General features: G+C 68.5%; 20 protein-coding genes and 1 pseudogene. 9 read left to right on the top strand and 12 right to left on the bottom strand.

The features are described 5' to 3' along the window. Positions 1-135 precede the first annotated feature (135 nt). The 3 genes from phoH2 to NE2_RS02135 all read left to right on the top strand — a co-directional run bounded on the left by phoH2 (position 136) and on the right by NE2_RS02135 (position 3,258). Positions 136-1,515, top strand: a complete 1,380-nt coding sequence (gene phoH2, locus NE2_RS02145) for an RNA 5'-3' helicase PhoH2 (RefSeq protein ID WP_030518600.1) — start codon at positions 136-138, stop codon at positions 1,513-1,515. A 207-nt stretch (positions 1,516-1,722) separates the two neighbouring features. Further along, positions 1,723-2,280 (top strand): LGFP repeat-containing protein, encoded by a 558-nt coding sequence (locus NE2_RS02140; RefSeq protein ID WP_063023423.1) that lies wholly within the window; start codon positions 1,723-1,725, stop codon positions 2,278-2,280. Positions 2,281-2,400: 120 nt separating this feature from the next. Next, the gene (locus tag NE2_RS02135; protein WP_063023420.1) at positions 2,401-3,258 is read left to right on the top strand and encodes an acyl-ACP desaturase; all 858 of its coding nucleotides are present in this window, start codon (positions 2,401-2,403) and stop codon (positions 3,256-3,258) included. Between the two features lie 100 nt (positions 3,259-3,358). On the opposite strand, the gene NE2_RS02130 is transcribed toward NE2_RS02135, so the two are convergent. Both NE2_RS02130 and NE2_RS02125 read right to left on the bottom strand, forming a co-directional pair. After that, entirely contained in the window at positions 3,359-3,802 is a 444-nt protein-coding gene (locus NE2_RS02130; protein WP_036505026.1) for a limonene-1,2-epoxide hydrolase family protein, read from the bottom strand. Positions 3,803-3,882: 80 nt separating this feature from the next. Further along, positions 3,883-4,596: a TetR/AcrR family transcriptional regulator gene (locus NE2_RS02125; RefSeq protein WP_063023419.1), complete on the bottom strand. Its 714-nt coding sequence runs from the start codon at positions 4,594-4,596 to the stop codon at positions 3,883-3,885. Between the two features lie 96 nt (positions 4,597-4,692). Between NE2_RS02125 and NE2_RS02120 the strand changes: the two genes are divergently transcribed. Next, the gene (locus NE2_RS02120; protein ID WP_063023417.1) at positions 4,693-5,877 is read left to right on the top strand and encodes an FAD-dependent monooxygenase; all 1,185 of its coding nucleotides are present in this window, start codon (positions 4,693-4,695) and stop codon (positions 5,875-5,877) included. A 61-nt stretch (positions 5,878-5,938) separates the two neighbouring features. On the opposite strand, the gene NE2_RS02115 is transcribed toward NE2_RS02120, so the two are convergent. The 3 genes and pseudogenes from NE2_RS02115 to NE2_RS37585 all read right to left on the bottom strand — a co-directional run. Next, positions 5,939-7,345 carry a class II fumarate hydratase gene (locus NE2_RS02115; protein ID WP_063016964.1) on the bottom strand — a complete coding sequence of 469 codons (1,407 nt, stop codon included), beginning with the start codon at positions 7,343-7,345 and terminating at the stop codon, positions 5,939-5,941. 153 nt (positions 7,346-7,498) lie between these two features. After that, complete coding sequence (locus tag NE2_RS34655; RefSeq protein ID WP_233429626.1) at positions 7,499-10,969, bottom strand: beta strand repeat-containing protein; 3,471 nt, start codon at positions 10,967-10,969, stop codon at positions 7,499-7,501. Between the two features lie 75 nt (positions 10,970-11,044). Then, a pseudogene (locus NE2_RS37585) lies at positions 11,045-11,224 on the bottom strand (IPT/TIG domain-containing protein); the annotation flags it as partial. A 561-nt stretch (positions 11,225-11,785) separates the two neighbouring features. Between NE2_RS37585 and NE2_RS02105 the strand changes: the two are divergent. Continuing rightward, positions 11,786-12,781: a hypothetical protein gene (locus NE2_RS02105; protein WP_146165244.1), complete on the top strand. Its 996-nt coding sequence runs from the start codon at positions 11,786-11,788 to the stop codon at positions 12,779-12,781. Positions 12,782-12,892: 111 nt separating this feature from the next. Here NE2_RS02105 and glpX read toward each other — a convergent pair whose 3' ends face one another. Continuing rightward, positions 12,893-13,939, bottom strand: coding sequence for a class II fructose-bisphosphatase (gene glpX / locus NE2_RS02100; RefSeq protein WP_063023412.1), 1,047 nt, complete (start codon positions 13,937-13,939; stop codon positions 12,893-12,895). A 184-nt stretch (positions 13,940-14,123) separates the two neighbouring features. Between glpX and NE2_RS02095 the strand changes: the two genes are divergently transcribed. Beyond that, on the top strand, positions 14,124-14,687 hold the full coding sequence (locus NE2_RS02095; protein ID WP_063023780.1) for a DUF4245 domain-containing protein: 564 nt from the start codon (positions 14,124-14,126) through the stop codon (positions 14,685-14,687). Positions 14,688-14,706: 19 nt separating this feature from the next. On the opposite strand, the gene NE2_RS02090 is transcribed toward NE2_RS02095, so the two are convergent. The 4 genes from NE2_RS02090 to NE2_RS02075 all read right to left on the bottom strand — a co-directional run bounded on the left by NE2_RS02090 (position 14,707) and on the right by NE2_RS02075 (position 17,418). After that, positions 14,707-15,051, bottom strand: coding sequence for a VOC family protein (locus NE2_RS02090; RefSeq protein WP_063023410.1), 345 nt, complete (start codon positions 15,049-15,051; stop codon positions 14,707-14,709). Positions 15,052-15,053: 2 nt separating this feature from the next. Next, a complete protein-coding gene (locus tag NE2_RS02085; RefSeq protein WP_030518611.1) occupies positions 15,054-15,281 on the bottom strand; it encodes an exodeoxyribonuclease VII small subunit in 228 nt (75 codons plus the stop codon). Beyond that, positions 15,278-16,525 carry an exodeoxyribonuclease VII large subunit gene (gene xseA / locus NE2_RS02080; RefSeq protein ID WP_218018549.1) on the bottom strand — a complete coding sequence of 416 codons (1,248 nt, stop codon included), beginning with the start codon at positions 16,523-16,525 and terminating at the stop codon, positions 15,278-15,280. The genes NE2_RS02085 and xseA overlap by 4 nt, the downstream gene beginning before the upstream one ends. Positions 16,526-16,641: 116 nt before the next feature. Next, positions 16,642-17,418, bottom strand: coding sequence for a lipid droplet-associated protein (locus NE2_RS02075; protein WP_063023408.1), 777 nt, complete (start codon positions 17,416-17,418; stop codon positions 16,642-16,644). Positions 17,419-17,557: 139 nt separating this feature from the next. On the opposite strand from NE2_RS02075, the gene NE2_RS02070 reads away from it, so the two are divergent. Further along, the gene (locus NE2_RS02070) at positions 17,558-18,565 is read left to right on the top strand and encodes a 4-hydroxy-3-methylbut-2-enyl diphosphate reductase (protein ID WP_063023406.1); all 1,008 of its coding nucleotides are present in this window, start codon (positions 17,558-17,560) and stop codon (positions 18,563-18,565) included. A 384-nt stretch (positions 18,566-18,949) separates the two neighbouring features. Here the strand turns inward: NE2_RS02070 and NE2_RS02065 are convergent, their stop codons facing one another. Further along, a complete protein-coding gene (locus tag NE2_RS02065) occupies positions 18,950-19,837 on the bottom strand; it encodes a DUF6542 domain-containing protein (RefSeq protein ID WP_063023404.1) in 888 nt (295 codons plus the stop codon). Positions 19,838-19,895: 58 nt separating this feature from the next. After that, positions 19,896-21,032 (bottom strand): DNA recombination protein RmuC, encoded by a 1,137-nt coding sequence (locus tag NE2_RS02060; RefSeq protein ID WP_063023402.1) that lies wholly within the window; start codon positions 21,030-21,032, stop codon positions 19,896-19,898. A gap of 120 nt (positions 21,033-21,152) precedes the next feature. Here NE2_RS02060 and NE2_RS02055 point away from each other — a divergent pair, with 120 nt between their 5' ends. Together NE2_RS02055 and NE2_RS02050 are read left to right on the top strand one after the other, a co-directional pair. Continuing rightward, positions 21,153-22,325: an exonuclease SbcCD subunit D gene (locus NE2_RS02055; protein WP_063023400.1), complete on the top strand. Its 1,173-nt coding sequence runs from the start codon at positions 21,153-21,155 to the stop codon at positions 22,323-22,325. 22 nt (positions 22,326-22,347) lie between these two features. Then, a partial coding sequence (locus NE2_RS02050; RefSeq protein ID WP_167356692.1) for an AAA family ATPase occupies positions 22,348-23,272 on the top strand: 925 nt, incomplete at its 3' end.

The following is a 23,272-nucleotide window of genomic DNA, read 5'->3' as shown; positions in this document are numbered from 1 at the left end:
GGGAGGTTCTGATCGTGGCTGAGCAACTCAGTACGAGAGGGCCGGTACCCGGCCCTCGGGTCATTTGACCCCAGGGCGGACCGGCCCAGCGAGAACGTCCGTGCGGGTATGGCACGGACAACAAAGGAGCCCACCGTGACTGATGCACGCTCCGTCATCGCTCCCTCGAAAGCCCGCTCCGACAAGAGCGGAGGCTCCGGAAAGGGAGCCGGCACCTCGCCCCGCAAATCCTTCGTGATCGACACCTCCGTGTTGTTGTCCGACCCCTGGGCCATGACGCGTTTCGGTGAACATCACGTGGTGTTACCGCTGGTGGTCATCAGCGAACTGGAGGCCAAACGGCACCATCACGAACTCGGCTGGTTCGCCCGCGAAGCCCTGCGCAATCTCGACGATCTGCGTTTGGAATTCGGCCGGTTGGACCTGCAGGTCCCGATCGGCACCGAGGGCGGCACGCTGCAGGTGGAGTTGAATCACACCGACCCGGAGGTACTTCCGGTCGGGTTCCGCACCGACACCAACGATTCCCGCATCCTCGCCTGCGCGCTCAACCTCGCCGCCGAGGGGCAGCGAGTAGTGCTGGTGTCCAAGGACATTCCGCTGCGGGTGAAGGCGGGCGCGGTGGGCCTGCCCGCCGAGGAATACCACGCCCAGGACGTGGTGATCTCCGGCTGGACCGGAATGACCGAGCTCGAGGTCGGCGCCGAGTGCGTCGACCGGCTCTACGCCGATTCGGTCATCGATCTGGACGAGGCCCGGGACCTGCCCTGCCACACCGGGATTCGGCTGCTCGGCGCCAAGGGCAGCGCGCTGGCGCGGGTGACCGCGGACAAGCGGGTGCAGCTGGTCCGCGGCGATCGGGAGGCCTTCGGCCTGCACGGCCGCTCGGCCGAACAGCGCATCGCCCTCGATCTGCTGCTGGACGAGAGTGTGGGCATCGTCTCGCTGGGCGGTAAGGCCGGCACCGGCAAATCGGCGCTGGCGCTCACAGCGGGCCTGGAAGCGGTGCTGGAACGGCGTTCTCAGCGCAAGGTGGTGGTCTTCCGGCCGCTGTACGCGGTGGGCGGCCAGGAGCTGGGCTATCTGCCCGGCAGTGAGAGCGAGAAGATGGGCCCGTGGGCCCAGGCGGTCTTCGACACCCTCGACGGCCTGGCGAGCCCGGAGGTGATGGAGGAGGTGCTCGCCCGCGGCATGCTGGAGGTCTTGCCGCTCACCCACATTCGCGGCCGGTCGCTGCACGATTCGTTCGTGATCGTGGACGAGGCGCAGTCGCTGGAACGCAATGTGCTGCTCACCGTGCTCAGCCGGTTGGGCAGCGGCTCGCGGGTGGTGCTCACCCACGACGTCGCTCAGCGCGACAACCTGCGGGTGGGCCGCCACGACGGTGTCGCGGCGGTGATCGAAAAGCTCAAGGGCCACCCGCTTTTCGCTCACGTCACGCTGACTCGCAGCGAGCGCTCGCCGATCGCCGCGCTGGTCACCGAGATGCTGGAGGAATACGGGCCCAACGCCTGACGGCGGCCGGCCGAGCGAAAACCCCGAGGCGGTAGCGGACCTGTTCCGCTACCGCCTCGGCGGCAAAAGGTGTGTCCCAGCAAACATTCGGAATATGGTTCAGCTCACACATTGGCGGGTATGTTTCCGCAAGAACCCTGCTCGACGTGATTGTCGATGTTTCAGATAGGTTCGCCGGATCATTGCCGAGCGCCGGCCTGTGGGTCGGTGGCCTTCGCCGGGACGGCGCTGCTGTTCACCGCCGCCTGCAGTAACGACAACAACGACAACAACAGCTCGGGGACCACCACGACCCATGCCGGTGCTGCCGAGACCACCGGCGCGATGGCTACCGGGACCATGGCTTCGGGCACCATGACGCCGGGCGAGACGCCGCCGGGCACTGCCGCGGCCACGGAAACCGAGATCGCGGCCCAGAACGGCCAGGAGATCGCGGTCTCCGGCCACATCCTCACCAAGTACACCGACATGGGCGGTGTGCAGAGCCCGCTCGGCGAGCCCACCGGCGCCTCGGTCCAGGGGCCCAACGGTGGTTCCTGTCAGGAGTTCACCGGCGGTGCGATCTGCTGGAGCGAGCAGACCGACGCCCACGTGGTGTGGGGCGATATCCGCACGGCCTGGGAGAGCAACGGCGGCGTGAACGGCAAGCTCGGCTATCCGACCAGCGACGAGAAGGACAACCCGACCGGTAAGGAGAGCGACTTCACCGGCGGCACGATCACCTGGAACTCCGCCGATCGGCAGACCACGGTAACCACCAAGTAGGCGACTCGCGCGGCGCGGCAGCGACGGATCGTCACGGTCTCGCGGGCCGCGCCGCTGTGTATCGCACGGCGTCCGCGCGTAATTCCCCCGCTCGGCCCGGACAGCCGGTACCTTGTCGGGGTGCAAACTCAGTTGACCGATCGTGAGCTGCTGGAATCGCTCGCGCATGCGGTGGAAGACAATCTCCGGCGCCACACCGAGCTGGCGCAGGTCTGGCAGCCGCACGAGTACGTGCCCTTCAGTGACGGACGCAATTTCGGCTTCCTCGGTGGTGTCGACTGGGATCCGGAACAGGCCACCCTGGGCGAGGTTGCCACGGTTGCGCTCACCGTGAGCGTGCTGATCGCCGACAATTTGCCGTCGTACCATCGCGAGCTCGGCAAGTATCTGCGCACCGGGCCGTGGTGGCGCTGGGTCGGCCGGTGGACGGCCGAGGAGAACCGCCACGAGATCCTCATCCGCAACTATCTGATGGTGACGCGGGCGGTGGATCCGGTCGAACTCGAGCGCGCGCGGATGGAACATATGACCACCGGCTTCCGCCGACCGTCGCTGCATCTGCTCGATGTGCTGGCGCTGTGCGCCTTCGAGGAGTCCGCCTCGGCCGTGCGGCATCGCAATATCGCCGCGCTGCAGGAGAATTCGATGGTGACCGCGATCGCGGACCGGATCGCGCTCGACGACGAATTGCAGTCGGAGTTCTTCGGCAATCTGGTCGCCGCGGCGCTGGACCTGGTGCCGGATCAGACCATGCGGGCGATCGCCGATCGGATCGCCGAGTTCCGGGTTCCCGAACTCACCCTGCGCGACGGCCGCAACAGTACCGACGTCCTGGCCGAGGCCGGCATCTACGAACCGAAGCGCGCCGGCGAGCTGGTTTTCGCGCCCCTGCTGGAACGCTGGAACATCTTCTCGCGCACCGACTTCGGCCCCACCGGTGAGGCGGCGCGGGCGGAGATCGCCCACCTGCGCGGCTGATGTCGCGACGGTCGTGGTGTGCCGGTGCGCGCACCGCGACCTCGGGCACCGGCCGGTGCGGATCCTCGGTCCGTACCGGGCGCTGCTCGGCTGCGCGTGCTCAGCGCCGGCGGACCAGGTTCCAGATCCCCGCCGCGGTCCCGCGCAGGAAGTTCTCCCAGCTGAAGTGGTCGTGCCACAGGGTGATCCGGCCGTCGACGAGTTCGAACGTGCCGCATACCCAGAACCCGATTTCCAGCGGGCCCATGCGCAGGTAGTCGGTGCGCTCGGTCAGCACCGTCTCGCCCTCGACCGCGGGCGCGCCGTCGGTTTCCGCGGCGATGTGGTGCATATCGGCGCGGAAACCGAACGCATCGCGACTGAGCCCACGCAGCACCGCGCCGACCCGATGGATGCCCCGGATATCGGGCAGCGAGGTGTTCTTCCAGACGATGTCGGGATCCAGCAGATCCAGCGCCTCGTTCACCGCGCTCATTTCCATCGCGGCGAAGAACTCGCGCACCGTGGTCACGGCGTTCTGTTGTAGCTCCGGTAATTCGGCCATAGTCCGACTGTAGGCGTGCGAAGGCGCGGACGGGGGATGATCGGGGTCGTTTCGGCTCGTCGTCCGCTGTTCGCCGCGGTTCAGCCGCGCCGCCGGGCGATCAGCGCGGCCACTCCGTCGAGAATGCGCTCGATGCCGTAGCTCAGGGCCGCGTTGCGATCGTCGGCGGGGGTGTCGGCGAACGCCGCCACGACCTCGGGATAGCGGTCCGCATGAGCGGCCAGCACCGCGCCGACCTGCCGGGTCATCTCGCTTTCGGCCTGTTCGGGGCCGGTCGCGGCGGTCTGCTGCACCAGGCTGCGGACGTGGCCGTTGAGCAGCACCACCGTGTCGAGGCGTTCGGAGCCCCGTAGACCGGTTCCCGCCAGCGGGGCCAGTGCGGCCTCCATCCAGCCCAGTTCGTTCGGGCCGAGCGGCCGCGCGCCCGTGGTGAGTTCGATGGTCCACGGATGCGCCCGATAGCGCTCGTACATCGTGTAGGACCACTGCCGCAGCGCCTCGCGCCAGGGTTCGGGGTCGGATTCGGCGGCCTCGACCTGCGGCGGCTGTCCCATACCGTAGTCCAGCATCAACGCGGTGAGCTCGGCTTTTCCCGGCACATAGCGATACAGCGCCATTTTGGCGCAGCCCAGCCGCTCGGCGAGCCGCTGCATCGATACCGCGGCCATCCCGTCGGCATCGGCCAGCGCGATGGCCTCGGCCACGATGCGCTCCAACGACAGCGACGGCTTGGGGCCACGCCGGGGGCGCTGCGAAGTACCCCACAGCAGTTCGTGGGCAGTCGGTCCGGTCATGACGCCATCCTCTCCGAATCCGGGCTTGACGGAAAACTGCGTCCAACATACGCTAATTAGCGTCCGACAGACACAGTCACTGATCGAGGGGTCCTCATGCGGAATACGACAGTTCTCATCTCCGGTGCGAGCATCGCCGGCCCGGCGCTGGCCTACTGGCTGCAGCGCTACGGCTTCGCCGTCACCGTCGTCGAGCGGGCGCCGGAATTGCGGGCCGGTGGTCAGGCCGTCGACTTCAAGGGCGCGACCCACCGCACGGTGCTCGAGCGGATGGGCGTCTGGGAGGAGATCCACCGTCGGCAGACCGGCAAGACCGATATGGTCCTCACCGACGCCGAGGGCCGCGAATTGGCCGTCATGTCAGGCGATTTCACCGGTGGTGATGTCGAGATCCTGCGCGGGGATCTGGCCGAGATCTTCTACGAGCGCACCGCGGACCGCTGCGAATATCTGTTCGGCGATTCCGTCACCGCGCTGCGGGAGACCGCTACCGGCGTCGAGGTGGAATTCGAGAACGCGCCCGCCCGCACCTTCGACCTGGTGGTCGGATGCGACGGTATCCACTCCCGGGTGCGCGCCTTGGCCTTCGGCCCCGAGACCGACTACGTCAAGCACCTCGGCTACTACTACTGCACCGCCGGTGCGGCCGGCTGGGGCCACGATCCGAACGGGCCGCGGCAGCGCAACCGCTCGCTGGCCTACAGCGAACCCGGACGGCTCGCGGTCCGCGGCGGTAACAAGGCCGCGCACATGTACATGTTCGCCGCCGATCGGCTCAGCTACGACCGGCGCGACGAAGCGGCGCAGCGGCGGGTGCTGGCCGAGGCCTTCGCTGGAGCCGGGGGACCGGTCCCGGCGATGATGGCCGAACTGTCCGGACTCGACTCCTTCTACCTGGACTCGATCGGGCAGGTGCGGATGAAGGGCCGCTACACCGCGGGCCGGATCGCGCTGGTCGGCGACTCCGCGTACGGAAATACGCTGGGCGGCTTCGGAACCGGGCTCGCGGTGGTCGGCGCCTATGTGCTCGCCGGTGAGCTGGCGCTGGCCGACGGCGACCACACCGCGGCCTTCGCGCGGTACGACGAACTGATGAAGCGCTACGCCAAGATCGCGGGCAACAGCAACGCCGGCCGCTTCCTCGCGCCGCGCACCGCCCGCGGGATTCGGATGCGCAACTGGTTCCTCGGCTCGCGCATGTTCGACCTGATGCTGAAGTACAGCGACAATGCCGCCAACGACATCGAATTGCGCGACTATCCGGCGCTGGTGGCGGCCTGAAGCGCACTTCCGGATCCGACCTCCCGGCGCGCCCCGGCGGCCGGATCCGGAGACCGTGTGATCAGTCCTGTTCCTCGACCTTCGCCATCGACAGCACGTCCAGCCGGCGATCGAGCTCCTCTTCCGACAGCTTCTCGCCGATCAATCCGCGATCGACGACCGTCTCGCGAATCGTCTTGTTCTCGCGCAGTGCCTGTTTGGCCACGGCGGCCGCTTCCTCGTAGCCGATGGCCGAGTTCAGCGGTGTGACGATGGACGGCGAGGACTCCGCGAGCCGGCGCAACCGTTCGGTATCGGCGGTGAGGCCGGCCACGCACTTGTCGGCGAAGAGGCGAGACACGTTGGCCAGCAACCGAATCGACTCCAGCACGTTGCGGGCCATCATCGGAATGTAGACGTTCAGTTCGAAAGCGCCGTTGCCGCCGCCCCACGCCACCGCGGCATCGTTGCCGATCACCTGGGCGGCGACCTGCGTAACCGCTTCCGGCAGCACCGGATTCACCTTGCCGGGCATGATCGAGGAGCCCGGCTGCAGATCCGGCAGCTGGATCTCCGCGAGCCCGGTGAGCGGTCCGGACCCCATCCAGCGGATATCGTTGGCGATCTTGGTGAGGCTGATGGCGATGGTGCGCAGCGAACCGGAGATCTCGACCAGACCGTCCCGGGCGGCCTGGGCCTCGAAGTGGTTGCGGGCCTCGGACAGTTCGTCCAGCCCGGTCGTCTTGCGCAGTTCCGCAACGACTTTCGCGCCGAAGCCGGCGGGCGCGTTGAGTCCGGTGCCGACGGCGGTGCCGCCGATGGGCAATTCACCGAGCCGCGGCAGCGCGGCGACCAGGCGTTCGGTACCGGCCTCGACCTGGCGGGTGTAGCCGCTGAACTCCTGGCCGAGCGTCACCGGGACGGCGTCCATCAGGTGGGTGCGGCCGGACTTCACCACGGTTCGCCATTCGGTGGCCTTGTCCAGCAGTCGCAGCCGCAGATGATCCAGCGCCGGAAGCAGTTCCTTCACCACGGCCTCGGTGGCGGCCAGATGCGTCGCGGTGGGGAAGGTGTCGTTGGACGACTGGGACATGTTCACGTCGTCGTTGGGGTGCACGGTGATGCCGCGGGCGGCGGCCAGGCTCGCGATCACCTCGTTGGCGTTCATGTTCGAGCTGGTGCCGGAGCCGGTCTGGAAGACGTCGATGGGGAACTGGTCGTCGTGGCGGCCCTCGGCGATCTCGTTCGCGGCGGCGATGATCGCCTCGGCCTTCACACCGTCGAGCAGCCCCAGATCCCGGTTCACCGTCGCACACGCGGCCTTCAGCAGGCCGAGGGCGCGGATCTGAGCGCGTTCGAGGCCGCGGCCGCTGATCGGGAAGTTCTCCACCGCCCGCTGCGTCTGCGCCCGCCACAGCGCGTTCACCGGAACGCGGACCTCGCCCATGGTGTCGTGTTCGATGCGGTACTGCGTCTGGTCGTCGGTCATAACTCGACACTAAGCCGGTTGGCGGAGCGAGTGGGCTGCCACGCCTGAGGCTTTTCGCACAGGAATCGGCGGAATACCGGCGGTTCGGTCGGATCGCGGCGCGGCCGGGCCGCCGGCAGGCAATGCCCGCCGACGGCCCTGCCGCACTCGCTGTCAGATGTAGACGTAGGCGACGCCGTTACTGGTGCCTCCCGGGGTCGTGGCCGTGATCTGCACTGTCCCGGCCGTCCCCGCCGGTGCGACGGCGGTGATCTGAATGGCGGAGTCGACGGTAAACGAGGTAGCCGGTGTGCCGCCGAAATCCACTGCGGTCGTGCCGGTCAGATCCGTCCCCGCGAGAACGACGGTGGTCCCCCCGGCGGCGGGGCCGACGTTGGGTACCGCCGCGAGCAGGGTCGGTACGGCGATATAGGTGTAGGCAGTGCCGTTACTGGTACCTCCCGAGGTGGTGGCGGTGATCTGCACTGTCCCGGCTGTTCCTGCCGGTGCGAGGGCGGTGATCTGGGTGGCGGAGTCGACGGTGAACGAGGTGGCCGGTGTTCCACCGAAATCCACTGCCGTGGCGCCGATGAGGTTGGTTCCGGTGAGGACGACGGTGGTGCCGCCGGTGACCGATCCGACGTTGGGTACCGCCGCGACCAGGGTGGGCACCGCGATGTAAGTGAACGCGACGCCGTTGCTGGTTCCGCCGGCGGTGGTGACGGTGATCTGCACGGTCCCCGCCGTTCCCGCGGGTGCGAGGGCGGTGATCTGGGTGGCGGAGTCGACAGTGAACGAGGTGGCGGGTGTGCCACCGAAGCTCACCGCGGTCGCGCCCGACAGATCCGTCCCGGTCAACACCACCGTGGTTCCGCCGGTCACCGGACCCACGGTGGGTACCGCCGCGATCAGCGTCGGTACCGCGATGTAGGTGTATGCGACACCGTTGCTGGTCCCGCCGGCGGTCGTGACGGTGACCTGCACGGTCCCCGCCGTTCCCGCGGGTGCGACCGCGGTGATCTGAGTGGCGGAGTCGACAGTGAACGAGGTGGCCGGTGTGCCACCGAAACTCACCGCCGTGGCGCCGGTGAGGTTGGTTCCGGTGAGGACGACGGTGGTGCCGCCGGTGACCGATCCGACGTTGGGTACCGCCGCGACCAGGGTGGGCACCGCGATGTAGGTGTATGCGACGCCGTTGCTGGTTCCGCCGGCGGTGGTGACGGTGATCTGCACGGTCCCCGCCGTTCCCGCAGGTGCGAGGGCGGTGATCTGGGTGGCGGAGTCGACGGTGAACGACGTGGCCGGGGTAGCACCGAAGCTCACCGCGGTGGTGCCGGTGAGGTTCGTTCCGGTGAGGACGACGGTGGTCCCGCCCGTCACCGGACCCACGTTGGGTACCGCCGCGACCAGGGTGGGCACCGCGATGTAGGTGTATGCGACGCCGTTGCTGGTTCCGCCGGCGGTGGTAACGGTGATCTGCACGGTCCCCGCCGTTCCCGCGGGTGCGACCGCAGTGATCTGGGTGGCGGAGTCGACAGTGAACGAGGTGGCCGGTGTGCCGCCGAAACTCACTGCCGTCGCGCCGGTGAGGTTGGTTCCGGTGAGGACGACGGTGGTGCCGCCGGTGACCGATCCGACGTTGGGTACCGCCGCGACCAGGGTGGGCACCGCGACATACGTGTAGACGACACCGTTGCTGGTCCCGCCCGCGGTCGTGACGGTGACCTGCACCGCCCCGGCAGCCCCCGCCGGCGCGACCGCGGTGATCTGGGTCGCGGAGTCGACGGTGAACGAGGTAGCCGGTGTCCCACCGAAACTCACTGCCGTGGTGCCAGTGAGGTTGGTCCCGGTGAGGACGACGGTGGTGCCGCCGGTCACCGATCCCGCCGGGGGAGTGATGCCGGCCAGGGTGGGTACCGCGACGTAGGTGAACGCGACGCCGTTGCTCGTGCCGCCCGCGGTGGTGACGGTGATCTGCACGGTCCCGGCCGTTCCTGCCGGTGCGACGGCGGTGATTTGAGTGGCGGAGTCGACGGTGAACGAGGCCGCGGGTGTGCCGCCGAAATTCACTGCCGTGGTACCGGTGAGGTTCGTTCCGGTGAGGACGACGGTGGTTCCGCCGGTTACCGGGCCCACGTTCGGCACAGCTGTGATCAAGGTGGGCACGGCGATGTAGGTGTAGGCGACGCCGTTGCTCGTACCGCCCGGTGTCGTGACGGTGACTTGTACGGTTCCCGCCGCTTCTGCGGGGGCGACGGCGGTGATCTGGGTGGCGGAGTCGACGGTGAACGAGGTGGCCGGTGTGCCACCGAAACTGACACTGGTGGCGCCGGTCAGGTTGGTTCCGGTGAGGACGACGGTGGTTCCGCCGGTCACCGATCCGGCGTTGGGCACGATCGCGGTCAACGTGGGCACCAGGAGATACGTGTAGGCGACGCCGTTGCTGGTTCCGCCTGCGGTGGTGACGGTGACGAGGACCGTGCCGGCCGCGTGGGCGGGGGCGACGGCGGTGATCTGGGTGGCGGAGTCGACGGTGAAGGACGTGGCCGGTGTGCCACCGAAACTGACACTCGTGGCGCCGGTCAGATCGGTCCCGGTGAGAACGACCGTCGTTCCGCCGGCGATCGGCCCCGAACTGGGAGCGATCGTGGTGAGGACCGGTACGGCGACGTAGGTGTAGGCGACGCCGTTGCTGGTTCCGCCTGGGGTGGTGACGGTGACGAGGACCGTGCCGGCCGCGTGGGCGGGGGCGACGGCGGTGATCTGGGTGGCGGAGTTGACGGTGAACGAGGTGGCCGGTGTGCCACCGAAACTGACACTGGTGGCGCCGGTCAGGTTGGTTCCGGTGAGGACGACGGTGGTGCCGCCGGTCACCGATCCGACGTTGGGCACGATCGCGGTCAAGGTGGGCACTGCTACGTAGGTGAACGGGACGCCGTTGCTGGTTCCGCCTGGGGTGGTGACGGTGACGAGGACCGTGCCGGCCGCGTGGGCGGGGGCGACGGCGGTGATCTGGGTGGCGGAGTTGACGGTGAACGAGGTGGCCGGTGTGCCACCGAAACTGACACTGGTGGCGCCGGTCAGGTTGGTTCCGGTCAGGACGACGGTGGTGCCGCCGGTCACCGATCCCGCGGTGGGAGTGACGGTGGTCAGGGTGGGCACTGCGGCGTAGGTGTAGGCGACCCCATTGCTGGTGCCGCCCGAACCGGTGACGGTGACCTGCACCGTGCCGGCCGCATGAGCGGGCGCGACGGCAGTGATCTGCGTTGGCGAATTCACGGTGAAAGTTGTTGCGGTAGTGCCGAACCGGACGGTCAACGGACCGGTGAACCCGGTGCCGGTGATCGTGACGTTGTTCCCACCGGAGGTGGGGCCGGCGGTCGGGGAAATGGAGGTGATGGTCGGAACGACCACATAGACGTAGGTCACCGGGTTGCTGGTGCCGCCCGGCCCGGTAACCGTCACGGAGACGATTCCGGTGCCCGCCGGGGCGACAGCGGTGATCTGAGTGTCGGAATCGACAGTGAACGAGGTCGCCGGAGTAGCACCGAAATTGACTGCCGTGACTCCGGTGAGGCCCGACCCCGTGAGGGTGACCGTCGTGCCGCCCGAGGTCGATCCCTGGCTGGGGCTGATGCTGTTCAACGCGGGAACGGCGAGGTAGGTATACGGCAATCCGTTGCTGGTGCCCGCCGACGTGGTAACGGTGACCTGTACGGTACCGACGGATCCGGAAGGCGCGATCGCGGTGATCTGCGTCGGCGAATCGATCGTGAAAGTCGTTGCGGTAGCGCCGAATCGCACGGTCGTGGGGCCGGTGAACCCGGTACCGGTGATCGTGACGCTGGTTCCTCCGGTCGCAGGCCCGGACGTCGGCGAGAGTGAGGTGATGGTAGGCATGGCATTTGCCTCCTGACTGCTGTGATGGGCAGCGCGGATAGCTGCCCGGGTTGCTCTGCGTTTCCGCTACTTCAATTAACGTCCGTGAAACACGTTGTGGGACGCTCTGCCCGGTTCGTTTTCGTCCGTTTTCGGCCTTTCCGTCCTGTTCCAAGATCAGCAAGCACCTTGTCCCGCAGCGTGTTTCGGCGTCGATGCGGCCGTGCTCCGAGGGGGAGAACGATCGAGGGCCGTGGCAGTTGTGGAAAACGGACGAAAACGGATCGGAGATCCGTTGCTGCCCAACGGTGTTAGGGGGCCTAATGGAAAGCGGGCCACAGATCGAGTAAGGCGACCACCCGGTATGCGGACACGCGGATCATCGCGTTCGCCGTGGCCGGAAAAAGGTCGCGCAGCTCATCGTGGTCGTGATGGGCGGGATCGGTAACGGAATTTCCTGCACCTGTGCCGGCGCTGTACCGGCTTCCAGCCGGTTGCCGCACGCGTCGGCGGCCCCGCGTGAGGTGCGGTCGTCGATCGAGCCGCCGCGGGGGCGGTGGTTTCAGGGGTAAGGGGGTTTCCTTGGCTACCGTTCTGAAGATGCTGCTGGCGCAACAGCATCTCACCAGCCATGCGGATTTCCTGGCCGCGTACGACACCTGCGCCGCGCGCCTCGATCCACCCATTCCTCCCGGGTACGGGCCGGCGAAGACCCAGTACTACCAGTGGCTTTCGGGCAAGATGGTCGGGCTCCCCCGGGACTACCACTGCCGGGTGCTGGCTGAGATGTTTCCCGGCTGGACGGTTCAGAACCTGTTTCGGACGGCAGACGAGGCCGCGCCGACCGGCAGGGGAGTGCTCGAAACCGGTCTTCCCGCCACCGATATCGAACTGGAGTCGTTCCTCGGAAGCGAAATGCTCACCACCGGAATCACTCTCGTCTACCCGGCCCTGGAGCTACCCCTGCGATCGGTGCCGGCGCACCGGGCGGTCGATACGTCCGACCTGTGCGCATTCGAGGGGCAACTCCGCGCGTTCGCGGCGGATCATCGCTCGAATGTGCTGGCGGCATTGCCGGAGCGGGAGGTTCGCGGCCTGCTGTACGTGTTGTCCATGCTCCAGCGCCGGACCGGGCTCTCGGCCGATGTCCGAAGCGACCGGGAGGTTGTCGCGCACGACGACCGGCCCTACATCGCCTTCGGGCTGACCGGAAACGCTTGCACACGGAGGTATCTCGACACCGCCGACCGGCCGCTGTTCACCCTCGACGACAGCCCCGCCGGATCGGAGCAACTGACGTTGACCGACGGAAGCCGATTCGGCCCGAGCGGAGGACACAGCATCGGCATCATCGCGCGAGTGCGGCCGAGCCCGGCGCTGCGCCCCACCCGATACCGGATTTTCTGCGCGGGCTTGGGACCGAGAGGTACCACCGGGGCGAGCTGGTACCTCGCCAACTCGTGGAGTCTTTTGCAGCGCCGAGTAAGTGACCACGAGTTCGTCGCCGTCGTCGACATCGGGGACGACAGCGACGAGACTGCCCGCCTCGAGTATCTGCTGATCGAATCGGCGCAGTGAGGCGCGAGTCGGCACTGCGCTCCCACCCCGGAGCGCGTGTCGAGGCAGATCCCTGTCGACGGGGTTAGGCCAAGAGGCCGAAACCCCGCCGGAGCGAAGCGGAGGCCGATATTACGGCAGCGGCGGGATCGCGGTCTCGTCGCCGACGAAGTCGACCGAGGCGTACTCGTGCAACTTGGTCAGGCGATGGTAGGCGTCGATGATGCGCACGGTGCCGGACTTGGAGCGCATCACGATCGACTGGGTCGAGGCGCCGCCGCTGTAGTACCGCACACCGCGCAGCAGGTCGCCGTCGGTGACGCCGGTGGCGGAGAAGAAGACGTTCTCACCCGAGACCAGGTCCTCGGTGGTCAGGATGCGGTCGAGGTCGTGACCGGCATCGAGCGCCTTCTGCTTCTCGGCGTCGTCGGTGGGGGCCAGCTTGCCCTGCAGCGCACCGCCCATACAGCGCAGCGCGGCCGCGGCGATGATGCCCTCGGGGGTGCCGCCGATGCCGACCAGCATGTCGGTGCCCGAATCGGGACGGGCGCAGGCGATGGCGCCGGCCACATCGCCGTCGGAGATCAGGCGGATGCGCGCGCCCGCGTCACGGACCTCCTGGATGTGGCGAGCGTGGCGGGGCCGGTCCAGCACACAGACGGTGAGGTCGGAAACCAGCGAATTCTTGGCCTTCGCCACCCGGCGCAGATTCTCCGCGATCGGAACGGAGAGATCGATGACGTCGGCCGCCTCCGGGCCGACCGCGATCTTCTCCATGTAGAACACCGCCGAGGGGTCGAACATGGCGCCGCGTTCGGCCACGGCCAGCACCGAGATGGCACCCGGCGAACCCTTGGACATCAGTGTGGTGCCGTCGATCGGGTCGACCGCGAAGTCGACCTCCGGACCGGTCCCGTCGCCCACGGCCTCGCCGTTGTAGAGCATCGGGGCCTCGTCCTTCTCGCCCTCGCCGATCACGACGGTGCCGCGCATGGAGACGGTGGCCACCAGTTGCCGCATCGCGTCGACAGCCGCACCGTCGCCGCCCTCCTTGTCACCGCGGCCGACCCAGCGGCCCGCGGCCATCGCACCGGCCTCGGTCACCCGGACCAACTCCAGTGCGAGGTTGCGGTCCGGGGCCTCGCGGCGGCGACTGGTTGCGGGTGTGGGTGCCGTCATGACGGTGCCTCCTCGAGTTGTGTATTGCTGCATGAATTGTCGCAGAACGGTCGGATCCGCCATTCAGGTACTGCTGTTCCACTTCGTGGGAGGAGCGTCCGCGCCGGTGAAGGCGGCTGTGATGTCGGCCTCGTGGCCGGAGGGCGAGGCTCGGCGGCTTCGGCCGCGTGTGGATACTTGGGACGTGTCGCAGAAACCACGCATCCTCAACGACTACCGGGATCTGATCTGGTCGCTGATCCCGCTGGTACTGATCTGCGTGGTGCTGGCCGCGGTGGCCAGTCAGTGCAGCTTCTCCGCGCACGGGCCCACGCCCGGTCAGGTGCCGAATTTCGATGTCCAGTCGGCATTGCACGACGACGCGAAGGCGCTGCCCTTCCCGATCCGCGACCCCGCGGTTCCGGCGGACTGGAAGGCCAATTCCGGTAGTCGCGACACTGTGACCGGGACCGGTGGCGGCACCGTCAGCACCGTCGGTTTCATCACCTCCAACGGCACCTACCTGCAGCTGAGCCAGAGCAATGCGAGCGAGAGCGCGCTGGCTGCCCACATCGTCGACACCCGCAGTCCTTCCGGGTCCCGGATGGTGGGCAACCAGAAGTGGACCGTCTACCACGTGCAGGGCAGTGAATCGGCCTGGATCTCCGACTTCGGGCAGAGCCGCGTGCTACTCAAGGGCGCCGCGAACGAGACGGCCTATCTGACGCTCGCGCAGGCCGTCGACGCGGCCGCCCCGCTGCAGCCCTGAGGATCGCCGCCCCCGTGGCTCAGCGGTGGCTCACGACGTTGACCACCGTGCCGTCCGGATCGCGGACGAAGAATCGCCGCACACCCCACGGCTCGTCGCGCAGCGCGTAGACCACCTCGGCTCCGGCGGCGACCATCGTCTCGTGCGCGGCGTCCACATCGGCGACCTCGACGCTGATATCCGGCTGCGGCTCATCGGCGTTCGCGCCGATCAGCAGGATCTGCGCGGTCGGATTGCTCGGTGAGGCCAAGCCGACCGCCCAGCCGAGATCCATCACCTCGTCCAGGCCCATCGCCCGATAGAAGGCGCGGGCCCGCGCCATATCGGCGACCCGCAGATCCGGGACGACACGACGGACGTCCATGTTCAGTCCTGCTCTGCGCCGCGCCGCGACAGGGCGTCCTCGACGCGGCGGCGGGCTCCGGCGAGATGTTCCTCGCAGCGGTTGGCCAGCGCCTCACCGCGTTCCCACAGGGCCAGCGAATCGTCGAGGTCCATTCCGCCCTGTTCGAGCATCTTCACGACGTTGACCAGCTCGTCGCGGGCGCGTTCGTAGCCGAAGGTCGCGATTTCGGCGACGTCGCTCTCGGTCATGACGACTCCTCCTGTTCGGATGGCGGTGCCGGCCGGTCCGTAACCCGCTGAGCCGGCAGGGGATTCGCGAGGGTCCGACTGCCCAGGGCCGCGGCGCTGATCGCGCCGTCGGCGACCCGGATACGCAACTGCGTGCCCGGCGGGGAGTCGGCGACGGTGCGCACGACATGGCGTTCGGTACCGGTAACCCGTTGTACGACAGCGTATCCGCGGGCCAGGGTGGCGGCCGGGCCCACCGCGGTGAGCTTGTCGCGCAGATGCCGCGCGGTGGTGGCCTGGGTGGTGAGGCAGTGCTCGACCGCGCGGTGGGCCGCGGTGCGCAGCCGTTCGATCTCGTCGTGGCGCTGCTCCAGAATCCGCAGCGGATCGGCCAGTACCGGGCGCGACCGCAGCTGCTGCAACGCGCGCGCCTCGCGATCGACCCAGCCGCGCAGGGCGGCGGCCGAGCGGGCGCGCAGTTCCCGGACACCGGCGAGTTCGGCCGCGGCGTCGGGGACCAGGGTTTTGGCCGCATCGGTCGGGGTGGCCGCGCGCAGATCCGCGACGTAGTCCGAGAGCGGATTGTCCGGCTCGTGCCCGATCGCGCTGACGATCGGGGTGGTCGCGGAAACGATGGCGCGGCACAGGGTTTCGTCGGAGAACGGCAGCAGATCCTCGACACTGCCACCGCCGCGCGCCAAGACGATCACCTCGACCTCAGGGTGATCGTCGAGCTCGGCCAGCGCGTCGAGTATCTGCGGCACCGCGGTGGGGCCCTGTACGGCGGTGTTGCGGATCTCGAAACGCACCGCGGGCCAGCGCTGCTGGGCCACGGTCACCACATCGTGTTCGGCGGCACTGGCGCGGCCGGTGATCAGGCCGATCACCTTGGGCAGGAACGGCATCGGCCGCTTCAGCCGCGGATCGAACAAACCCTCGGCCGCCAGCAGCGCCTTCAGCCGTTCGATGCGGGCCAGCAGTTCGCCGATACCGACGGGTCGAATCTCGGTGACGCGCAACGAGATCGTGCCCCGGCCGGTGAAGTACGACAGTTTGCCGTAGACCACCACCCGGCTGCCCTCCTGCAGCGGGACGGCCGAGGCGCGCAGCAGTTGCGGATCACAGGTGATCGACAGCGACATGTCGGCGGCGGTATCGCGCAGCACCAGGAATGCGGTGCGGGTTCCGGGCCGCAGATTGATCTGGGTGATCTGTCCCTCCACCCAGACGCTGCCCAGTCGATCGATCCACTGCGCGACCTTCATCGCGATGGTGCGAACCGGCCACGGCTGTTCGGCCGAGTTGGCGGGGCGGGCAGCAGAACGCGCCGGTTCCCCGGAGGCTCGGGCCCCGGCGGCCGGCGCGTCGGCGTGTGAGTCGGTCACTTGGCCTGCACGGTGGCGATCCGGTTCGTCAGCATGGTCACGAACGGCGCCCGGTCGAGGGTCTGCTGCTCGTAGGCCAGCAGGTCGGCCAATTCCTCGACGCTGAGCATGCGCAGCCGGGCCCGCAGCTGAGCCAGCGTCATGTTCGCGTAGTCGTACCGCCCGGCGACCTCTGGTTCGATCACACCGCGCGATTGCGCCGGTGTGGACGCCGCGGCGCCGGCGTTGCCCGTTCCGGTGGTGTCCGTGTCCTCGCCGGTCGCCTCGGTGGCCCCCGCGTCGGCCGCCTCGGCGGCGGTGCTCTCCGCCGCGTCCGTTTCCGCGGCGGCCGCTTCGGTAGTGTCCGATTCCGCAGTGTGAGATGCGGCATAGCCGTTGGTCGCCGAGGGGGTGATCGAGGCCGTCGGTTCCGGGACGCCTTCGGCCGGGTCGGATTCGGCGAACAGATCGAAGCGGCTGAGCCGTGCGGCGAAATCGCTGTCGCTCCGCGCAGCGAAATCGCCGCTGCCGAACGGTTGCTCGTCGTCGAGATCCTCGTCGAAGGTGGCCCATTCCGGCTGCTCCACCGGGCGATTGGCCAATCTGTCGAAGACCTCGTCACCCTTGAGGGCGAGGCTGGTCACGAACTGCTGCAGATGCATCGAGGTCTGCAGCAACTGGCTGATCGCGGTGATCGGCAGATGGATTGCCACAGTGGGTAACCGGCGAGTTTCCTCGAGGGCGTAGACGGCGGCCCCAGCGGCGACCCGGGCCAGGTAGGGAGGTCGGAACATGTCCCTAGCCTGCCCGAAACGGCCGGTGATGCAAAGAACAGAGTTCACGTGTTCCATTCTCGCGCGTCCCGCCACACCGCCGCACCCGCTGCGCGCGGGCGGGACTTTCCCCGTCGGCCGGCGCACGTAAGCTGTGGACATGTCCTCGGCTATCCCCCTGAATGTCGGAATCGCCCGGTCGGCCGATGCGGCCGGCGTCGGCGCGGGCAAGCGGGTGCTGCTCGCGGAACCACGCGGCTACTGCGCGGGTGTGGACCGGGCGGTGGAAACCGTGGAACGCACCCTCGAGAAGCACGGTGCGCCGATCTACGTGCGCAAGGAGATCGTGCACAACCGCCACGTGGTGGAAACCCTGCGCGAGCGCGGCGTGGTCTTCGTCGACGAGACGGACGAGGTGCCCGAGGGTGCGGTGGTGGTCTTCTCCGCGCACGGTGTGTCGCCGGCGGTGCACGAGTCCGCGGCGGCTCGCAACCTGCACACCATCGACGCGACCTGCCCGCTGGTGACGAAGGTGCACCAGGAGGCCAAGCGCTTCGCCCGCGACGACTTCGACATCCTGCTCATCGGCCACGAGGGTCACGAGGAGGTCGAGGGCACCGCCGGTGAGGCGCCCGACCACGTGCAGCTGGTCGACGGCCCCGACGCGGTCGACGGCGTCGAGGTGCGCGACGAGAACAAGGTGATCTGGCTGTCGCAGACCACGCTCTCGGTGGACGAGACCATGGAGACGGTGCAGCGGCTGCGCAAGCGCTTCCCGAATCTGCAGGACCCGCCCAGCGACGACATCTGCTACGCCACCCAGAACCGCCAGGTCGCGGTGAAGGCGATGGCACCGGAATGCGATCTGGTGATCGTCGTCGGCTCCCGCAACTCCTCCAACTCCAAGCGGCTGGTCGAGGTCGCCCTGAACGCGGGCGCCCGCGCGTCCTACCTGGTCGATTTCGCCCGCGAGGTCGACCCGGCCTGGTTCGAGGGCGTGACGACGGTCGGCGTCACCTCCGGTGCCTCGGTGCCCGAGATCCTGGTGCGCGGCGTACTCGACCTGCTCGCCGAACACGGCTACGGCGAGGTCCAGCCCGTCACCACCGCGAACGAAACCCTGGTCTTCGCCCTGCCGCGCGAACTGCGCACCACCGGCCGCCGCTGAGCGAGCGGGGGTCCTCCGAGGCCCTCGGCAACGCCAGGGTCCGTGCCATTGTCCGGCGACGCTCGCGTGTCGGTCGCGATGAGCGATTCGCTCGCGTGTCGGTCGCGATGGCCATTCGCTCGCGTGGTGGTCGCGATGTCGGTTCGCTCGCGGGACGGTCGGCGCCGTCCGACGATACGCCGCCGTTCACGTCCGGGACGTGTCGCTCAGCTGTGCGGGGGCTCGTCGATGCCACTGCTTCCCGACCTCGAACGACGTTGGGAGCGTGCTGTTTTGCGGCATCGGTAACGGCGCGCGCCATCGAGACGATGAGTGGGCGTGGGGAATTCGGGGATGACCGCTGCGGGCGCAGCCGTAACCGGTTCGGCGCCCGCGACGTTCGGCTCAGCGGTCGCGGTAGCGGACGTTCGGCCGAGGATGCGGGGGCACATCACTCGGCGGCTGCGGCCGGCCACGACGGGGCTGCGGTTCGGCGACTCGCGTGCGTTCGGCGGTCCGGGTGCGCTCACCCGTGCGGGGATAGGCCGCGGCGGCGGAGACGCGCGGCGGGCGTTCGGCCACCTTGCCGCCCGCGCGGCGCGCCGCGCGGGCGGGTTCCGGCTCCGCGCTCCGCTTGGCCGCCCCGGACCCGCGAGCGGTCGAATCGCCACGCTTGGGAGTCTTGGCGGCCTTGGTGGCCTCCGCCCCACGCTTCTGACCCCGGGAACTACGCCGCAGGGTGTCCTCGGCGCCGCCGGCTTCGCTCCGCGTGCGACGCGCCCGGCCGGCGGCCGAGCGCGGATTCCAGCTGTCGCTGCCGCGCGTGCGTTCCCGGCCGGGGCGCGCGGTGGTGTCGGCATTGCGGTACAGCCACACTCGCAGGGCGCCCACACCCAGCACCAGGACCGTCGCCAGTGCCATGGTCGGGAATCTGTTCACCAGCGGAATCGCCAGATTCAGCAGAATGTCCTTCACCGAAGTCGAGCTGTGCCCGATCAGCTGCTGATAGGCCAGTGGGACGGCGATGAACAGCAGTAGCGGCGGAGTCACCATGGTGGTGAACAGGCCGCGATAGCGCACCACGCATGCCGCGATCACACATCCGATGATGTAGAACGCGGCGAACACATGGGTCAGCTCCTTGCCGCTGTTTCCGGAGTCGATGAAGAATCCGATGAAAGTGCACGCCACCGCGATCAATACCGCGGCGCCGGCGGGGATGCCGGGCACCGACGGGACGATCGAGAGGTGCGAGGCGGGTACATCGGATCGCTCGCGTTGGGTAGCTGCCACGTGAAGCACACTATCTGCCGCGGCCGGAACGTGTGTCGAGGCCGGGCTGCTGCCGGAGTTACTCGTTGGTGTCCGAGAAGCCTACCGCGCGCGGCCACGACTGGACGGGAGCAATTGCCGGTACGGCGCGATCGCCGATATCGAGTTCGTGCAGCCGGCGCGCGGTGACCATCACGCGGGATTCGATCGAGGCCACTGTGTGGTTGAAAGCGTCGACGGCCTTACCGAGTTGGGTGCCGAGCTTGTCGAGATGGCTGCCCGTGGTGGACAGCCGGTTGTACAGCTCCCGGCCCAATTGCTGAACGGTTGCCATATCTCGGGAAAGTGCTTCCTGCCGCCAGCCGAACGCGACGGTGCGCAGTAATGCGATCAGGGTCGTCGGTGTAGCGAGGATCACGTTGCGGCCGAAGGCGTACTCGAGAAGACCGGCATCGGCGGTCAGCGCGGCGTCGAGGAACGGATCGCCGGGGATGAACAGGACCACGAATTCCGGGCTGGGATCGAAGGCCTCCCAATAGGCCTTGCCGGCCAGCTGGTCGACATGCGCCCGCAGGTGTTTGGCGTGCCGGGCCAGATGCTCGGTGCGCCGACGCGGATCTGTCTCCCCGGTGGCGTCCAGATAGGCCGTCAACGGCACCTTGGCGTCGACCACCAGTTGGCGGTCACCGGCCAGCCGGACCACCAGGTCGGGGCGGATCAGACCGTCGCGGCCGCTCGCGGTGACCTGCGTGTCGAAGTCGCAGTGTTTGGCCATGCCCGCCAGTTCGACGACCCGCTCGAGTTGTATTTCACCCCAGCGCCCGCGCACCTGCGGCGCCCGCAGAGCCGACACCAGCTCACCGGTCTGCGTGGACAACTGCTGGGAGATCCGCTGCATCCCCGCGACCTGTTCGCGCAGCCCGGAGTAGGCGTTGATGCGATTGTGCTCGACCTGCTGGATGTGCTGGTTCAGACTGCCCAGCGCCTCGCGTAGCGGCTCGACCAGCGTGCCGATGGCCTGCGAATTGTGCCGTGCCGCATCGGCGCTCGCGGCGCTGAGCGAGTGCCGCAGCAGCTGTTCGTTCTCCCGCAGCGCCGCGAGTTGAGCTTCGGCCGCGGCCGCCCGCTGTCCCGCCCGGGCGGCATGCCCCAGCCACCCGAGGCCGGCCCCCGCGCAGAACACCAACAACAACGCGAACAGCATCGATGCGGTCATGAGCCCGATAGTGCCCTATCCCACCGACAAGTTCGCGAATCCCGGCAATTCCCCAGCACCACTCGTCGACACGCCGGAGCGATTCAACCTTGTCGGTGAGATGGCTTAGCCTCTTGCCACATGCGGATGCTGCATACCTCGGACTGGCACATCGGGCGCACCTTTCACGGTGTCGACCTGCTGGCCGATCAGGCGCGTGCGCTGGAGGCGGTGGCGGAGCTGGTGACCGCGCAGCAGGTCGACGTGGTCGTGGTACCGGGTGACGTCTACGACCGGTCGATTCCGAGCGCGGACGCGATAGCGGTGTGCAACAAGGGCTTCGAGGCCATTCGCGCCGCGGGGGCGACGATCGTCGCGACCTCGGGTAATCACGATTCGCCGACGCGACTGGGCGCCCTGGGCAGCTTCGCCGCGGCGGGCGGACTGCATCTGCGCACGTCGGTGGCGGAGGTGGACCGGCCGGTGATGCTCGCCGACGAGCACGGACCGATCGCCTGCTACGGCATCCCGTATCTGGAACCCGAAATCACCCGCGCGGAACTGGATGTGCCGCAGGCGCGTTCGCACGCCGAGATCCTGGACGCCGCGCTGGGCCGTATCCGTGCGGACCGGCAACGCCGCGGCGATCCGCGAACCGTGGTGCTGGCACACGCCTTCGTGGTCGGTGCCGAGGCGACCGGTTCGGAACGTTCGATCGCCGTGGGCGGGGTGGAGACCGTGCCGCTCAGCGCGTTCGAGGGCATCGACTACGTGGCGCTGGGTCACCTGCATTCGCCGCAGACGTTGTCGGAGTCGGTCCGATATTCCGGCTCGCCGCTGCCGTATTCGTTCGCGGAGCGTTCGCATCGCAAGGCGGTGTGGATCGTCGATCTGGACGCCGACGGGCTGGCATCGGTGCAGCGGCACGAACTTCCGGTGATACGGGGCCTGCGTCAGCTGACCGGCGTGCTGGACGAGCTGCTGTCCGCGGCCGAATATGCCGAGGCCGAGGACGATTACGTCTCGGCGGTGCTCACCGATCACGCGCGCCCGGTCGATGCGCTGCGCCGGCTACGCGAACGCTTCCCGCATGCGGTGCATGTGGAATGGACCCGCCCGGAGGCGAATTCGCAATTGCGCTACCGCGAGCGGGTACACGGCCGCCGCGACAGCGAGATCGCGCACAGCTTTCTCAGCGATGTGCGCGGTGAACCGACGGCGGGGGAGATGGCGCTGATCGAGCAGGCACTGTCCGCGGCTCGGCGCGAACCGGTCTCCGAAGTGGTGGCGGCCTCGGCGGAGTTGTCGGCATGACCGGCGCCCGGGCGGGTGGCGCATGAGGCTGCATCGGCTGGAGCTCACGGCTTTCGGGCCGTTCGCCGAGACGGCGCGGGTCGACTTCGACGAGCTCGGCGCCGACGGGCTGTTCTTGTTGCACGGTCATACCGGCGCCGGGAAGACGACGGTGCTCGACGCGATCGCCTTCGCGCTCTACGGCCGAGTGCCGGGAGCCCGCGGCGAGAGCAAACGCCTGCATTCCGACCACGCCGATCCGCAGACCGCGCCCCGGGTGGTGCTGGAGGCGACGCTCGGCGGCCGCCGGTTGCGCCTGACCAGGTCGCCGGAGTTCGAGCGGCCGAAGAAGCGCGGCACCGGTATGCGGACCGAACAGGCCGCGGCGACACTGGAGTGGCTCGACGGGCGCGGGCAACATCTGTCGCGCATCCCCGATATCGGCGACGAGGTGAGCCGGCTGCTGGGGATGAGCGCCGATCAGTTCTTCCAGGTCGTGCTGCTTCCGCAGGGCGATTTCGCGCGGTTCCTGCGCTCGGACAACGAAGATCGGGAGAAGCTGCTCGAGCGGCTGTTCGACACCGAACGCTTCGGCACGGCCGAACAATGGCTGGCGCAGCGGCGACGCGAGAGCGCCGCGCAACTGGACAACCACCGCCAGAGCGTCGACCGCCTGATCGCTCAGGTCGCGATCACCGCCGGCCTGGGCGCCACCGAAGCCGTCGGGCCGCTCGAGGCCGTGGAATGGTCACAGCAGCTCCTCGCGCAGGCTCGCGCCGAGGCCGAGCGCTCCGCGACGGATTTGACTCGCTGTCAAGAGGATTCGGCCCAGCGGCACACTGCTGCCGAGGAACACCGCCGGGTCCAGGAGCGTCGCGAACGCGCCGCGATCGCCCGCCGCCAACTCGACGACTACGCCGCCTGCGCGCCTCACCGCGATCGCGTCCAGGCAGATCTGGACCGCGCCC

It is taken from the genome of Nocardia elegans NBRC 108235, assembly GCF_001612845.1.
In the GTDB taxonomy this organism is placed as follows: Bacteria; Actinomycetota; Actinomycetes; order Mycobacteriales; family Mycobacteriaceae; genus Nocardia; species Nocardia nova.
Note: the sequence above shows the minus strand (reverse complement) of the source record. Positions and strands in the feature narration are given on the sequence as shown.